Source organism: Providencia sp. 2023EL-00965, assembly GCF_033550225.1.
In the GTDB taxonomy this organism is placed as follows: domain Bacteria; phylum Pseudomonadota; class Gammaproteobacteria; order Enterobacterales; family Enterobacteriaceae; genus Providencia; species Providencia manganoxydans.
In genome coordinates this window covers 1-13,195 of the sequence record NZ_JAWUEH010000018.1, presented here as the reverse complement: position 1 = coordinate 13,195, position 13,195 = coordinate 1, and the positions used below count along the sequence as shown (strand labels likewise).

General features: G+C 54.9%; 12 protein-coding genes and 1 pseudogene. 8 read left to right on the top strand and 5 right to left on the bottom strand.

Annotated features, from left to right (window positions below; translation table 11 throughout):
• The 3 genes from SC428_RS18825 (at position 1) to umuC (ending at position 2,102) form a co-directional block, all read left to right on the top strand.
• Positions 1 to 351: a hypothetical protein gene (locus tag SC428_RS18825; protein ID WP_042847307.1), complete on the top strand. Its 351-nt coding sequence runs from the start codon at positions 1 to 3 to the stop codon at positions 349 to 351.
• A 69-nt stretch (positions 352 to 420) separates the two neighbouring features.
• On the top strand, positions 421 to 837 hold the full coding sequence (gene umuD, locus SC428_RS18820; protein WP_042847304.1) for a translesion error-prone DNA polymerase V autoproteolytic subunit: 417 nt from the start codon (positions 421 to 423) through the stop codon (positions 835 to 837).
• Complete coding sequence (umuC, locus tag SC428_RS18815; protein WP_210790451.1) at positions 837 to 2,102, top strand: translesion error-prone DNA polymerase V subunit UmuC; 1,266 nt, start codon at positions 837 to 839, stop codon at positions 2,100 to 2,102. Before umuD ends, umuC begins: the two co-directional genes overlap by 1 nt.
• A gap of 87 nt (positions 2,103 to 2,189) precedes the next feature.
• Here the strand turns inward: umuC and SC428_RS18810 are convergent, their stop codons facing one another.
• From SC428_RS18810 to SC428_RS18800, 3 genes are all read right to left on the bottom strand, one after another.
• Positions 2,190 to 2,333, bottom strand: coding sequence for a Hok/Gef family protein (locus SC428_RS18810; protein WP_072035187.1), 144 nt, complete (start codon positions 2,331 to 2,333; stop codon positions 2,190 to 2,192).
• Between the two features lie 186 nt (positions 2,334 to 2,519).
• Positions 2,520 to 2,753, bottom strand: coding sequence for a hypothetical protein (locus SC428_RS18805; RefSeq protein WP_210790443.1), 234 nt, complete (start codon positions 2,751 to 2,753; stop codon positions 2,520 to 2,522).
• A 247-nt stretch (positions 2,754 to 3,000) separates the two neighbouring features.
• Positions 3,001 to 4,578: a methyl-accepting chemotaxis protein gene (locus SC428_RS18800; protein WP_067423937.1), complete on the bottom strand. Its 1,578-nt coding sequence runs from the start codon at positions 4,576 to 4,578 to the stop codon at positions 3,001 to 3,003.
• 305 nt (positions 4,579 to 4,883) lie between these two features.
• On the opposite strand from SC428_RS18800, the gene SC428_RS18790 reads away from it, so the two are divergent.
• The 3 genes and pseudogenes from SC428_RS18790 to SC428_RS18780 all read left to right on the top strand — a co-directional run.
• Positions 4,884 to 6,563 (top strand): Mu transposase C-terminal domain-containing protein, encoded by a 1,680-nt coding sequence (locus SC428_RS18790; RefSeq protein ID WP_000179844.1) that lies wholly within the window; start codon positions 4,884 to 4,886, stop codon positions 6,561 to 6,563.
• A 2-nt stretch (positions 6,564 to 6,565) separates the two neighbouring features.
• Positions 6,566 to 7,474: a TniB family NTP-binding protein gene (locus tag SC428_RS18785; protein WP_003155746.1), complete on the top strand. Its 909-nt coding sequence runs from the start codon at positions 6,566 to 6,568 to the stop codon at positions 7,472 to 7,474.
• Positions 7,471 to 7,611, top strand: a pseudogene (locus SC428_RS18780) (TniQ family protein); the annotation flags it as partial. The gene SC428_RS18785 and the pseudogene SC428_RS18780, both read left to right, overlap by 4 nt.
• Positions 7,612 to 7,754: 143 nt before the next feature.
• Here SC428_RS18780 and SC428_RS18775 read toward each other — a convergent pair.
• On the bottom strand, positions 7,755 to 10,670 hold the full coding sequence (locus SC428_RS18775; RefSeq protein ID WP_015061186.1) for a Tn3-like element IS1071 family transposase: 2,916 nt from the start codon (positions 10,668 to 10,670) through the stop codon (positions 7,755 to 7,757).
• Between the two features lie 120 nt (positions 10,671 to 10,790).
• Here SC428_RS18775 and SC428_RS18770 point away from each other — a divergent pair, with 120 nt between their 5' ends.
• Positions 10,791 to 11,897, top strand: coding sequence for a TniQ family protein (locus tag SC428_RS18770; protein WP_053515549.1), 1,107 nt, complete (start codon positions 10,791 to 10,793; stop codon positions 11,895 to 11,897).
• Between the two features lie 61 nt (positions 11,898 to 11,958).
• Positions 11,959 to 12,582 carry a recombinase family protein gene (locus SC428_RS18765; RefSeq protein ID WP_003155741.1) on the top strand — a complete coding sequence of 208 codons (624 nt, stop codon included), beginning with the start codon at positions 11,959 to 11,961 and terminating at the stop codon, positions 12,580 to 12,582.
• A 248-nt stretch (positions 12,583 to 12,830) separates the two neighbouring features.
• On the opposite strand, the gene qacE is transcribed toward SC428_RS18765, so the two are convergent.
• Entirely contained in the window at positions 12,831 to 13,163 is a 333-nt protein-coding gene (gene qacE / locus SC428_RS18760; protein WP_053515552.1) for a quaternary ammonium compound efflux SMR transporter QacE, read from the bottom strand.
• Positions 13,164 to 13,195: the final 32 nt, after the last annotated feature.

Genomic DNA, 13,195 nt, shown 5'->3' with positions numbered 1-13,195 from the left:
ATGCGGTTACTTGAATTCATTCATTACATGTACCGCAACCAAAAAAATAAGCTGCTCATCGCAATATTTATAATCGCCTTAATCATAGTCCGACTTGTTAGTCTGGGTGTTGATGCTACGACATTGCTTGGCTTCATACTTGGCCTTGCCTTTTTAATGTTAATGGGCAGGCAAAAGGCCGTAAGGACAATCGTTATATTGGTTGGTATGCCTTGTATTTTACTCGCTACCATCGCAGGCTATCACCCCCCAGAAGGATATCAGAGCAGCATTTCAGGCTTTGTCGCGGGTGGGTTTATCATGCTTCTGTATCGCGAGTATATTCTTTACCGGAATACCATCACAAAATAGCAACTAGACAATCATTCGCACCTGAATAATAATACTGTATATATTTACAGTTATTCAAAAGGTGGCGTTATGCAATTTTCATTATGTGAATTACCAGCGGGGATAAAACTGCCTTTTTTCGAGGCGCTCATTCCCGCAGGCTTTCCCTCCCCAGCCGCTGATTACGCCAAAAAAAACATAGACTTAAACGAATTATTAATAACACACCCGGCGGGAACCTATTTTTTGAGGGTATCAGGTACATCAATGATCGACGCCAATATTAGCGATGGTGACATTGTTATCGTAGACAGTAGCCTACAGGCGCATGACGGAAACATTATCATCGCTTCCATAGATGGCGAATTTACTATCAAAAAACTCCAAAAAACGCCGTATCCAGCACTTATCCCGATGAACCCAAGTTTTTCTCCAATTCCTATAGCTGATTGGGCTGAGTTCACCGTCTTTGGGGTTGTGACCTACGTTATTCACAAAACGTTATGATGTTTGCTCACTGCGACATTAACAGTTTTTATTGTTCGTGCGAGTCTGCTTTTAACCCGCGCCTCCAGGGCTTACCTATTGTTGTTCTGGCAAATAATGACCATATCGTAATCTCACGTTCAAAGGAGGCAAAGGCGCTGGGTATTAAAATGGGGGCTCTGTACTTTGAAAATGCAAATTTCTTTAAAAAAAACAATGTTCAAGTCTTCTCTTCAAATTACACCTTGTACCAGGATGTATCAGACAGAACTATGTCTGTGTTATCCACTTTTGCAGATGTCATGGAAGTATACTCAATGGATGAGGCCTTTCTGATCGTGCCAGAAAGTAAAAGGTTAGGGGGGTACGAGGAATTTGGCCGGGCCATCCAAAAAGACATTTTGCAAATTGCACATGTTCCTATTGGCGTTGGTTTTGGTCCGACAAAAACACTCGCCAAGCTGGCTAATCATGCGGCAAAGCGCTGGAGCAAAACCGGGGGCGTAGTCGAATTAAGCCAAAAAACCAGACAAAGAAAATTGATGTCATTATTACCGGTTGATGAGATTTGGGGGGTGGGTCGTCGCATTTCTGCCAAGCTGCGTATGATGGGCATTAATACCGCGTTAGAGTTGGCTGATGCTAATATCGCTACGATCCGAAAAACCTTCGGCGTTGTCGTTGAAAGGACGGTTCGTGAGCTCAACGGTGAGTCCTGTATTGAAATAGAAGAAGTGCGAAAAGTTAAAGAGCAAATTATTTCCTCGAAATCTTTTGGCAAAAAAGTTCAATGCTATGACGAAATGCACCAGGCAATTTGTTCCTATGCAGAGAGAGCGAGTGAGAAATTGAGGGCTGAAAAGCAACTGTGTGGCGTCGTCAGTGTATTCCTTGGCACAAGCCATTATTCGCCAGGCCCTTTGTATAGCAATCGGGCTACTGAGCGTCTGGTGTACGCTAGCGCAGACACAAGAGATATCATTAATGCCGCAGTTAAAGCTCTGGGGGCAATTTGGAGGGAAGGGTATCAATACCACCGAGCAGGCGTGATGCTGTCTGATTTTTCCGGTTCAAATGTTACTCAGTTCGACCTTTTTTCCACCGCCAAACCTTTTAAAAGAAGTGAAGAGTTGATGGCTCTATTGGATAACATGAATCGATCTGGAAAATTCAATATTGGCTTTGCTGGAAAAGGATGTGACCCATCCTGGGGAATGACGCGCGGCATGCTGTCTCCGGAATATACAACAAACGTCAATGACCTCCCGATTGCGAAGGTGCGTTGATCGTCAGGAAGGCATTGAAAAGGGTGCTTGCATCACCGAACATGGCAAAAGAAAGAGAAATGTGGGGGAGATAACTCCCCCACAAGACTACTCGTTACAGGAAAGAGTAGCTTGAACCACTGTATTTCCGCTGCTTACACTCAAAGAGCAAAGCCTATCTCGCATTAGCAGAGAGAAACACAAAACCGTAATACATACGGCAATCAGCCTAATAAGGGCAAACTTGGTCATTCCTCTTGACTCCTTTTGTTAAAGGAGGCAGAATCAAATTGCTACGTTTGGAGACTGCCTCGAATTATTGTCATATATAATTCGGGGCTTTCGTCTTTTTGGAACTTGCAAATGCTCGAACCAAAATGATTCAAGCACCCAAATCCATAATAACAGACTTTTACTTCCCACAAACATCTGATCTCATTAATCATCAGTATGACGAATGACCTCACCATCTGCATCTTCACCAGACGGGATATATAAATTTGGAATAATAAAACGGCGGTCCAGTTCTGGCTCTATCTCTGGCGCTTTACTTGTGGTTGCAATGACTATATTTGCAGGTAACAATGGATGCTTTTGAGATATGTATTCCTTTGCGTAACCGACGACTGCGGGATGGTAATCTAAACCAAATCCAGAGAAATTATCAGCCAAAAAATTTGCCCACGGCTTGCCTAAGCCTGGTAATTCTTTGGATTGATTGGAAGTAAATGGGGGAACCGCAGAATTCGGAAAAAATCGTACGCTAAGCTAACGGTGTTCTCGTGACAGCTCTTTGACTAGGCTTTCTAAGGCCATTCTGATAGCCCTGACTTCCTGAAAAGCCATGGCTAAAATTTGTGCGGCTAAAAGGGATAACCGATGGTAAAGTAAGTTATCCCTGTCGAGATACTGAAAAGCGTTATCCTCGTTTTTCCCAAAACTGTTTTGCCAGTTCGCTCAGAGCGCTAGTTAACTGAGCGACAGATTTCATACTTTGCAAATTATTCTGCCCGGTCTGTACATTGGTATCAGCAGCATCGCGTATATTGTTAATACTGCGGTTGATGTCTTCACTTACTGCTCCCTGCTGCTCGACCGCAGTCGCTATTTGCGAGTTCATGTCGGTAATTTCGTTAACACGTTGGCCAATTCCATCAAGAGCTGTAGCTGCTTCCTCTGCGTGAGCTACACTCGTGTGCGCTTGCCGACTACTTTGCTCCATGACTGTAACAGCGGATTGCGCTCGCTCTTGTAGAGCGCTGATCATGCTTTGAATATCCGTTGTCGATTGCTGGGTGCGAGCAGCAAGACTGCGAACCTCATCGGCGACAACAGCAAAACCACGCCCCTGCTCACCAGCACGCGCGGCCTCAATTGCTGCGTTGAGTGCCAACAAATTCGTTTGCTCGGCGATCCCTCGTATAACGTCAAGAACTTTTGATATCTCGTTACTTTGACCTTCAAGCTCATGAATAACCTGAGCGGCTTGCCTAATTTCACCTTCAAGGGCAGTGATTGACTGGCTTGTGTGGGCTACCAGACGCTGGCCAGATGCCGTCTCAGTGTCTGCTCTTACGGCCGCATCTGCAGCATGCTGTGCATTGCTCGCAACCTCTTGAATGCTTGCCGCCATTTGGTTTACTGCCGTTGCTATTTGATCTGTCTCTGCCTGCTGCTCAACTGTAAGTAGATTGCTTGACTCAATATCCTTTAGTAGGCCTCGGGTGTGTTCGCTAAGCCGATTTGATGCATCACCTATGCGACCTACTACGGCGCCTGTTTCAGCTTGCATCATTCGTAAAGCAAACTCTATTTGGCCAAACTCATCGGTGCGCCCAGTGTAGAGGGATTGACTTAATGGGTTATTGGAAATATTCCTGGCTCTTTCAACCAGTCTTCCAAGAGGAGAGAGAATAGCCAAAACACTAACAGAGCTTAAGCTTCCTGACATTAAAGTGGCTAACAATAAGCTGCTTATTGATGTATCAGTAAGCATGCCGGCAGCCATTGCGCTTGATATAATACTACCCCATATGAGCAAGAGTATTTTCACGGAAAAGCTAGCAGCCAATTTCGGCCTCGCGGCCTTCCCGCTTCTCAATTGAGCATATAATTTTTCCGCAGCCAAAACCTGCTCAGGTTCAGGCTTGGTCCTTACAGACTGGTATTCAACAATCGAACCATTCTTAGCTATTGGCGTTACATAAGCACTTACCCAATAGTGGTCGCCATTTTTACAGCGATTTTTTATTAGCCCCATCCATGAGCGGCCAGATTTTAATGTACTCCACATATGCTCAAATGCAGCAGGCGGCATATTTGGGTGTCTTACGATGTTGTGAGGCTGGCCTAATAGTTCTTCCTCAGTGAAACCACTGATTTTAATGAAGTCAGGATTAACGTACGTGATATGGCTTTGAGGGGAGGTAGTCGAAAGAATATTGGCATCTTTTGGGAGTTCTAAGTTTCGACCCGTCACTGGTAAATTCTGGCGCATAAGAGCCTCAAGGGTTGGCTGTTTTATTTTATTGTGTTCGGCATTAAGCCCAATTTCTTTAGCGTTACGATAAAGCTAGCATGGAAACGATAGGTGCAAGCAAGTTAAGGGTTGCATCGCGCATGTCAATCTAGGCTATACCCTAACTTGATGTCAAGCAGGGCTGTCATTTTCAGAAGACGACTGCACCAGTTGATTGGGCGTAATGGCTGTTGTGCAGCCAGCTCCTGACAGTTCAATATCAGAAGTGATCTGCACCAATCTCGACTATGCTCAATACTCGTGTGCACCAAAGCGAGGTGAGCATGGCGACGGACACCCCACGGATTCCAGAACAAGGCGTGGCCACTCTGCCTGATGAGGCTTGGGAGCGTGCGCGCCGTCGTGCGGAGATCATCAGTCCGTTGGCGCAGTCGGAGACGGTCGGGCACGAAGCGGCCGATATGGCGGCTCAGGCGCTGGGCTTGTCTCGGCGCCAGGTATACGTTCTGATCCGGCGTGCCCGGCAAGGCAGCGGCCTCGTGACGGATCTGGTGCCCGGCCAGTCCGGTGGAGGTAAAGGTAAGGGGCGCTTGCCGGAACCGGTCGAGCGCGTCATCCACGAGCTACTGCAAAAGCGGTTCCTGACCAAGCAGAAGCGCAGCCTAGCGGCCTTTCACCGCGAAGTCACTCAGGTGTGCAAGGCTCAAAAACTGCGAGTGCCGGCGCGCAATACCGTGGCCTTACGGATCGCTAGCCTTGACCCGCGCAAGGTCATCCGCCGGCGGGAAGGCCAGGATGCCGCTCGTGACCTACAAGGTGTGGGCGGCGAGCCTCCTGCCGTGACCGCGCCGCTGGAGCAGGTGCAGATAGACCATACGGTCATCGACCTGATCGTGGTCGATGACCGCGACCGGCAACCTATTGGCCGCCCGTACCTGACCCTCGCCATCGACGTGTTCACCCGCTGCGTGCTCGGCATGGTCGTCACGCTGGAAGCGCCGTCTGCCGTTTCGGTTGGCCTGTGCCTCGTGCATGTCGCCTGCGACAAGCGCCCTTGGCTGGAAGGACTGAACGTGGAAATGGATTGGCAGATGAGCGGCAAGCCCTTGCTGCTCTACCTAGACAACGCGGCCGAGTTCAAGAGCGAGGCCCTGCGCCGGGGTTGCGAGCAGCATGGCATCCGGCTGGACTATCGCCCGCTGGGACAGCCGCACTATGGCGGCATCGTGGAACGGATCATCGGCACGGCGATGCAGATGATTCACGACGAACTGCCGGGAACGACCTTCTCCAACCCTGACCAGCGCGGCGACTACGATTCCGAAAACAAGGCCGCCCTGACGCTGCGCGAGCTAGAGCGCTGGCTCACATTGGCGGTCGGCACCTACCACGGTTCGGTGCACAACGGCCTGCTCCAACCGCCGGCCGCGCGCTGGGCCGAGGCCGTGGCGCGTGTCGGCGTACCGGCCGTCGTCACACGCGCTACTTCGTTCCTGGTCGATTTTCTGCCGATCCTCCGGCGCACGCTGACCCGCACCGGCTTTGTCATCGACCACATCCACTACTACGCCGATGCGCTCAAGCCGTGGATTGCGCGGCGTGAACGCTGGCCGTCCTTTCTGATCCGGCGCGATCCGCGCGACATCAGCCGTATCTGGGTCCTGGAACCGGAGGGACAGCATTACCTGGAAATTCCCTACCGTACCTTGTCGCATCCGGCTGTCACCCTCTGGGAACAACGGCAGGCGCTGGCGAAACTGCGGCAGCAAGGGCGCGAACAGGTGGATGAGTCGGCGCTGTTCCGCATGATCGGCCAGATGCGTGAGATTGTGACCAGCGCGCAGAAGGCCACACGCAAGGCGCGGCGTGACGCGGATCGCCGCCAGCACCTCAAGACATCAGCTCGGCCGGACAAGCCCGTTCCGCCGGATACGGATATTGCCGACCCGCAGGCAGACAACTTGCCACCCGCCAAACCGTTCGACCAGATTGAGGAGTGGTAGCCGTGGACGAATATCCCATCATCGACCTGTCCCACCTGCTGCCGGCGGCCCAGGGCTTGGCCCGTCTTCCGGCGGACGAGCGCATCCAGCGCCTTCGCGCCGACCGCTGGATCGGCTATCCGCGCGCAGTCGAGGCGCTGAACCGGCTGGAAGCCCTTTATGCGTGGCCAAACAAGCAACGCATGCCCAACCTGCTGCTGGTTGGCCCGACCAACAATGGCAAGTCGATGATCGTCGAGAAGTTCCGCCGCACCCACCCGGCCAGCTCCGACGCCGACCAGGAGCACATCCCGGTGTTGGTCGTGCAGATGCCGTCCGAGCCGTCCGTGATCCGCTTCTACGTCGCGCTGCTCGCCGCGATGGGCGCGCCGCTGCGCCCACGCCCACGGTTGCCGGAAATGGAGCAACTGGCTCTGGCACTGCTGCGCAAGGTCGGCGTGCGCATGCTGGTGATCGACGAGCTGCACAACGTGCTGGCCGGCAACAGCGTCAACCGCCGGGAATTCCTCAACCTGCTGCGCTTCCTCGGCAACGAACTGCGCATCCCGTTGGTTGGGGTAGGCACGCGCGACGCCTACCTAGCCATCCGCTCCGATGACCAGTTGGAAAATCGCTTCGAGCCGATGATGCTGCCGGTATGGGAGGCCAACGACGATTGCTGCTCACTGCTGGCCAGCTTCGCCGCTTCGCTCCCGCTGCGCCGGCCTTCCCCAATTGCCACGCTGGACATGGCTCGCTACCTGCTCACACGCAGCGAGGGCACCATAGGGGAACTGGCGCACTTGCTGATGGCGGCGGCCATCGTCGCCGTGGAGAGCGGCGAGGAAGCGATCAACCATCGCACACTCAGCATGGCCGTTTACACCGGACCCAGCGAGCGGCGGCGGCAATTCGAGCGGGAACTGATGTGAAGCCTGCGCCGCGCTGGCCGCTGCATCCCGCCCCGAAAGAAGGCGAGGCGCTGTCCTCATGGCTCAACCGCGTGGCCCTTTGCTATCACATGGAGGAGCCCGACCTGCTGGAGCACGATCTTGGTCACGGCCAGGTCGGGGTCTCCTCGTTTTCAGTGCAATAAGTGACGGTACGAAAAGCTAGCACTGGCGCGGAGGTGGTGTTGGTAGATCGTTGATTTCATTGACTTTCCTGTTCACTTTCAAATCTGCGATTCGTGGCGTCAAACCGTGGTCGGTTTCATCCATTGGTGCCAGTTATCGATGCATTTGGCCGCGAAGGCAGGATTTGGTCAGCATAGCGGTCAACCGGGAAGCGAAACACACCCCGCAAGTTGATGCTCTCCAGCCTGGTGGGCGCAATCTTCTCGATCAGTTCCGGTGGAATGACCTGGCGGCGGTTCGACCAGCGATCCAGGACCGCCTGCATCTGTGAGGTATTCCACGCCATCACGATGTTGGCCATCAGGCTCAACGCATCGGCCACAGCCTGCATTTCATCGACACGTTTGGCCTGCGCCGGGCTGATCCGGCCGGTATAAATGGCGCGCTTGAGGGCGTTAACAGCCTCGCCCCGATTGAGCACCCGGCGCAACTCGTTCCTGAAAGCGTCCTTGACAAAGTAGTCAGCCAAAAACGCCGTACGCAGCAACCGCCCCAATTGCACGCCAGCCTCATAGATTGGATCGCCCTGGGCGGCAGAACCGAACCGCGCAAGAGCTGCCACCGCACTGGCATGTCCGCTCATGACCGAGGCTGCCAGGTGCACCAGACTATCCCAATGCTTTTCGATCAAAGCGACGTCGACATTGGCTTCGCACACCGCAGCGATTTCTGCGGGCACTTTGGTGCCGCGTGGCACAAAGAGGTGGCGCTGTTTGAGTTCCTTCAACCGCGGGCAAAGATCAAAACCAAGCAAACGGGCATGTGACATGGCAAAGTCGGTGTAGCCATGGGTATCCACAGCAAGCTGGCTGGTCTCCAGCTTTTCTTGGCGGATGACACCTTCAATGGCCACGCCCGCCTGGCGCTCATTGAGCACAAAGGGCTGCGCATGGAAGATGCCCCACCGGTCTTTTACATGGGAGTAGATTCCAATGGAAGGTGTGTTGCGCCGAGGATCAAGCCGGGCTTGCCACACCCGTTTGGTGGTCTCCATGCTCATCATGTCAGAAGATGCCAAATCGGACCGCCCCCAGGTGGCGGCAATCGGGTGTCGCTGCATGAATTCCAGCACAGCCTGGCAGGCCTGGCTCAGACGCCGTTCGTCCCGCGCCCAGCGCATGGCCTGGCGAATGCTGGTGGCAGACAATTGCGGAATCATGCGCGCGCATTCGACCGCAGTCAGACTGGTGCCGTGGGCCATGATGCCGGCATAGACCATCAGCAGCTCGTCGGTAGAGCGCGGCTCACGTCCGAGCATGATCCAGCTAAAGCGCACCTGGGCGTCAACGGCCAGAATCACTTCCGGCAATTGAACCTCACCGATGCGGTGATCCAAAGCCGCGCGCAGCTTGGTCACTTCTGGGTCTTCGTCCTCTGCGGGCAATGGCGACAAATGGAGTTCATCATCCACGCGCAGTACGCCACTGCGGGCTGCAGCGGCCACCGCATCGACACCGGCAGTTACTCTGGCCAGCAAAGGCTTCAAGAAAGTGGCAGCCTTGCTGGGTAACGATAGACGGGCATAGTGTTTCTTGGACTCTGCCTGCCAACGCTCGTCCGTGAAGAACAAGCGCGCACGACCCCGAAAGCTCAGGCTGTGCTCAATCCAGACCGAGCCATTGCGCACCGCGCGGCGCAGGGCAAACAGGGTGGCCACCTCCAACGCCTGAAACGCCCGTTCCCGGTCTGGGCTGGAGATCGAAACCTGCCAGATCATTCCCAGACTTGGTGCCACCACTTCAACTGGCAGCTTTCTGGATCCTTTGAGATATAAAGCTTGCAGCTTGGCAAGGTACTCGATGGCAGGATGCTCGCCGGTGGCCTGCCAGGGCAGCTTTGCAATGGCGACGAGCAACGACCGCACGGGGCGAATTCCATCAATCAATCCCTCGCGGACCAGGGAGGCCCTGCTCGGTGGTTTGCGTTTCTGGGTTTCGGTGATCAAGGCTTCAAGACGGGCACGCAACTCAGCATCTGGCACCGCACCTTGCGCGCTCAAGGCAACAAGTTCGCCGAGCAGCGTTTTGTACATTGCGGCCCAATTGACGGTAGCGGGGACATCGGCGGCAGCCTGACGCCACAGATCGGCGATCCGGCGCTGCACCATAAGGATCAACTGGTCTGTGGTGGTGAACAGGCAATACCGAAGAAAGCATGCGACCTCCACGGTGCGCGCTGGCTCTTTGATCTTGGCTCCGGCTGAGGGCGGCCTGGAGACAAGTCGGCGCGCGTAGCGGCGCAAGATGAGATCGGGGATGTCTGCCAGGTGCTTATGAACGTCCAGCGTGTAAAGCAGGTCGATGCGCTCCAGTACCTCGCTGATTTGGCGGGTTGAGTGTTTCGCCGGTGCAGCCCATAGCCAACTCTGCTGGGTTTGTCCATCTGGGCGCAGCTCTGAAACTGAGGCTCGCCAGCGATCAAGTGTTGCTGGATCAACGCTGGCGGCGATGGCGGTGCCTGTTTCAACTTCAAGCTGGGCAAGTGCCGCCGCAATCAGTGTCCGAATTGCCCGCTCGTGCACGATCACCAGCTTGTTCTTGTACAGCCATTGACGCGCCCGCACGAGTAGCTGATCGCGGTCGGCGCAGCGCGCCACTTCGTCGCGCAGTTCACGTACCAGTGAGCGGCGCTGGTGCTCGCTCATCCACTGGAATCCAAGGACCGTGCAGGCTACTTGTTGGTGATCGAATAGCGTGCGCCCGCGTTCATACATGGCTCTCAGCGAGGCGACTTCTGGTGCTGCAATGCCAAGCTCGTTGCCAAGGTGGCGCCACAAGGCTACTGGAATTACCCGAAAGGCACCGAGCAAACGCCCACTCATGCGCAGGAAACCAATATGGAGCGCCAGACCAAGCTTGTGGGAATCACCTCGGCGTGCATTGATTGCGTCGCGCTCGGCACCATCGAAGGTGAAAAATGCCTTCATCTCGAAGTCGCTGATATCGCGGGGGAGCCCACGCATCCCCAAAAACGTTGTGTGCCAACCCTGCATCGTGAACCTCAAAAGTGGGAGGCCACCATACCCGTTTACAAAGCGAACAGGAAAGTCAATGAAATCAACGGTCTACCCAGACCACCCCCGCGCCAGTGCTAGCTTTGCGTACCGTCACTTATTGCACTGAAAACGAGGAGACCCCAGGTCGATGACCTGGACACCGCGCCACCACTCTCGCTGCTGGCGTTGCTTTCCCAGCGGAGCGGCATCGAGCTGGACCGGCTGCGCTGTATGAGTTTCGCCGGATGGGTGCCTTGGCTACTGGACAGCCTTGATGACCAGATTCCAGACGCCTTGGAAACCTATGCGTTTCAGCTCTCGGTGTTGCTGCCAAGACTCCGCCGTAAGACGCGATCCATCACGAGCTGGCGTGCCTGGCTGCCCAGCCAGCCGATAAACCGCGCCTGTCCGCTCTGCCTGAGCGATCCGGAGAACCAAGCCGTACTGCTCGCGTGGAAGCTGCCCCTGATGCTGAGCTGCCCGCTGCATGGCTGCTGGCTGGAATCCTATTGGGGCGTGCCAGGGCGGTTTCTCGGCTGGGAGAACGCCGACGCCGAACCGCGCACCGCCAGCGACGCGATTGCGGCGATGGACCAGCGTACCTGGCAGGCACTGACAACCGGTCACGTGGAGCTGCCGCGCCGACGCATCCACGCCGGATTGTGGTTTCGACTTCTTCGCACGCTGCTCGATGAGCTGAACACCCCGCTTTCCGCGTGCGGAACCTGCGCGGGGTATCCCCGCCAAGTCTGGGAAGGCTGCGGGCATCCGCTGCGTGCTGGGCAAAGTCTGTGGCGACCGTATGAAACCCTGAATCCGATAGTACGGTTACAGATGCTGGAGGCGGCGGCAACGGCAATCAGCTTGATTGAGGTGAGGGACATCAGCCCGCCAGGCGAGCAGGCAAAGCTATTCTGGTCCGAGCCCCAAACCGGGTTCACCAGTGGCCTGCCGACGAAAGCGCCGAAGCCCGAGCCCATCAATCACTGGCAGCGTGCAGTCCAGGCCATCGACGAGGCCATCATTGAAGCGCGACACAACCCCGAGACGGCACGCTCGCTGTTCGCGTTGGCTTCCTATGGTCGGCGCGATCCCGCTTCCTTGGAACGGTTGCGCGCCACCTTCGTGAAGGAAGGCATCCCGCCGGAATTTCTGTCACATTACCTGCCTGATGCACCCTTTGCATGTCTTAAACAAAATGACGGGTTAAGTGACAAATTTTGACGGATAGAGCTTTCCGGCTCACACTGTCACATAATCGAACGTATACGTGACGGGTGAAAAGGTGCTGATCGGCTACATGCGGGTATCGAAGGCGGACGGATCCCAGTCCACCAATTTGCAACGCGATGCGCTCATCGCCGCTGGTGTGAGCCTTGCGCACCTTTACGAGGATCTGGCCTCGGGCAGGCGCGATGATCGCCCAGGGTTGGCTGCTTGCCTGAAGGCGCTTCGTGAAGGGGACACGCTGATCGTGTGGAAGCTCGATCGGCTTGGCCGTGATCTGCGCCACCTGATCAACACCGTGCACGACCTAACTGCGCGTAGCGTGGGCCTGAAGGTCCTGACCGGTCACGGTGCGGCGGTCGACACGACGACTGCCGCCGGCAAGCTTGTGTTCGGTATTTTTGCCGCGCTGGCCGAGTTCGAGCGTGAGTTGATTTCCGAGCGAACAGTCGCTGGACTTATCTCGGCGCGCGCTCGCGGCAGGAAAGGGGGGCGCCCCTTCAAGATGACCGCCGCCAAGCTACGCCTGGCGATGGCCAGCATGGGGCAACCGGAAACCAAGGTGGGCGATCTCTGCGAAGAACTCGGGATTACCCGGCAGACGCTCTACCGGCACGTGTCGCCCAAGGGCGAACTGCGGCCAGACGGCGTAAAGCTGCTCTCCCTCGGTTCAGCCGCATAAATGGAGGCGACCTGGAACGGGGCGCTGTTCAGTGCGGCAACGATCCGATTACCGGTGTCGACCCAGAGCAGCCGTAGAGCTTTTGGGAAAGCTGTCGTTCAACGCCGAGTTCAGCGGCAGTTTTTAAGTTGTGATTTTATGGAATACTTTTGCGCAGCAAAACCATAAAGCCGCGACTTAAAAACTGTCCAGCGCAGGCACGAAGTGCTGGAGCGGTGCTGCAACGACTTGTTAGATGACTGAGTTTATTAGTGGGCACTTGCTTTGGAAAGCAAGTTTAAAACTACTACACCACTAACTATGAGCCCCATACCTACAAAGCCCCACGCATCAAGCTTTTGCCCATGAAGCAACCAGGCAATGGCTGTAATTATGACGACGCCGAGTCCCGACCAGAGTGCATAAGCAACACCGACAGGGATGGATTTCATAACCAGAGAAAGAAAATAAAATGCGATGCCATAACCGATTATGACAACGGCGGAAGGGGCAAGCTTAGTAAAGCCCTCGCTAGATTTTAATGCGGATGTTGCGATTACTTCGCCAACTATTGCGATAACAAGAAAAAGCCAGCCTTTCATGATATATCTCCCAATTTGTGTAGGGCTTATTA

Excerpts from the sequence above, each read along its gene's own strand:
- qacE (WP_053515552.1), bottom strand. The coding sequence starts at position 13,163 with ATGAAAGGCTGGCTTTTTCTTGTTATCGCAATAGTTGGCGAAGTAATC.
- SC428_RS18790 (WP_000179844.1), top strand. The coding sequence starts at position 4,884 with ATGGCGACGGACACCCCACGGATTCCAGAACAAGGCGTGGCCACTCTG.
- SC428_RS18775 (WP_015061186.1), bottom strand. The coding sequence starts at position 10,670 with ATGCAGGGTTGGCACACAACGTTTTTGGGGATGCGTGGGCTCCCCCGC.
- SC428_RS18800 (WP_067423937.1), bottom strand. The coding sequence starts at position 4,578 with ATGCGCCAGAATTTACCAGTGACGGGTCGAAACTTAGAACTCCCAAAA.
- umuD (WP_042847304.1), top strand. The coding sequence starts at position 421 with ATGCAATTTTCATTATGTGAATTACCAGCGGGGATAAAACTGCCTTTT.
- umuC (WP_210790451.1), top strand. The coding sequence starts at position 837 with ATGTTTGCTCACTGCGACATTAACAGTTTTTATTGTTCGTGCGAGTCT.
- SC428_RS18810 (WP_072035187.1), bottom strand. The coding sequence starts at position 2,333 with ATGACCAAGTTTGCCCTTATTAGGCTGATTGCCGTATGTATTACGGTT.
- SC428_RS18825 (WP_042847307.1), top strand. The coding sequence starts at position 1 with ATGCGGTTACTTGAATTCATTCATTACATGTACCGCAACCAAAAAAAT.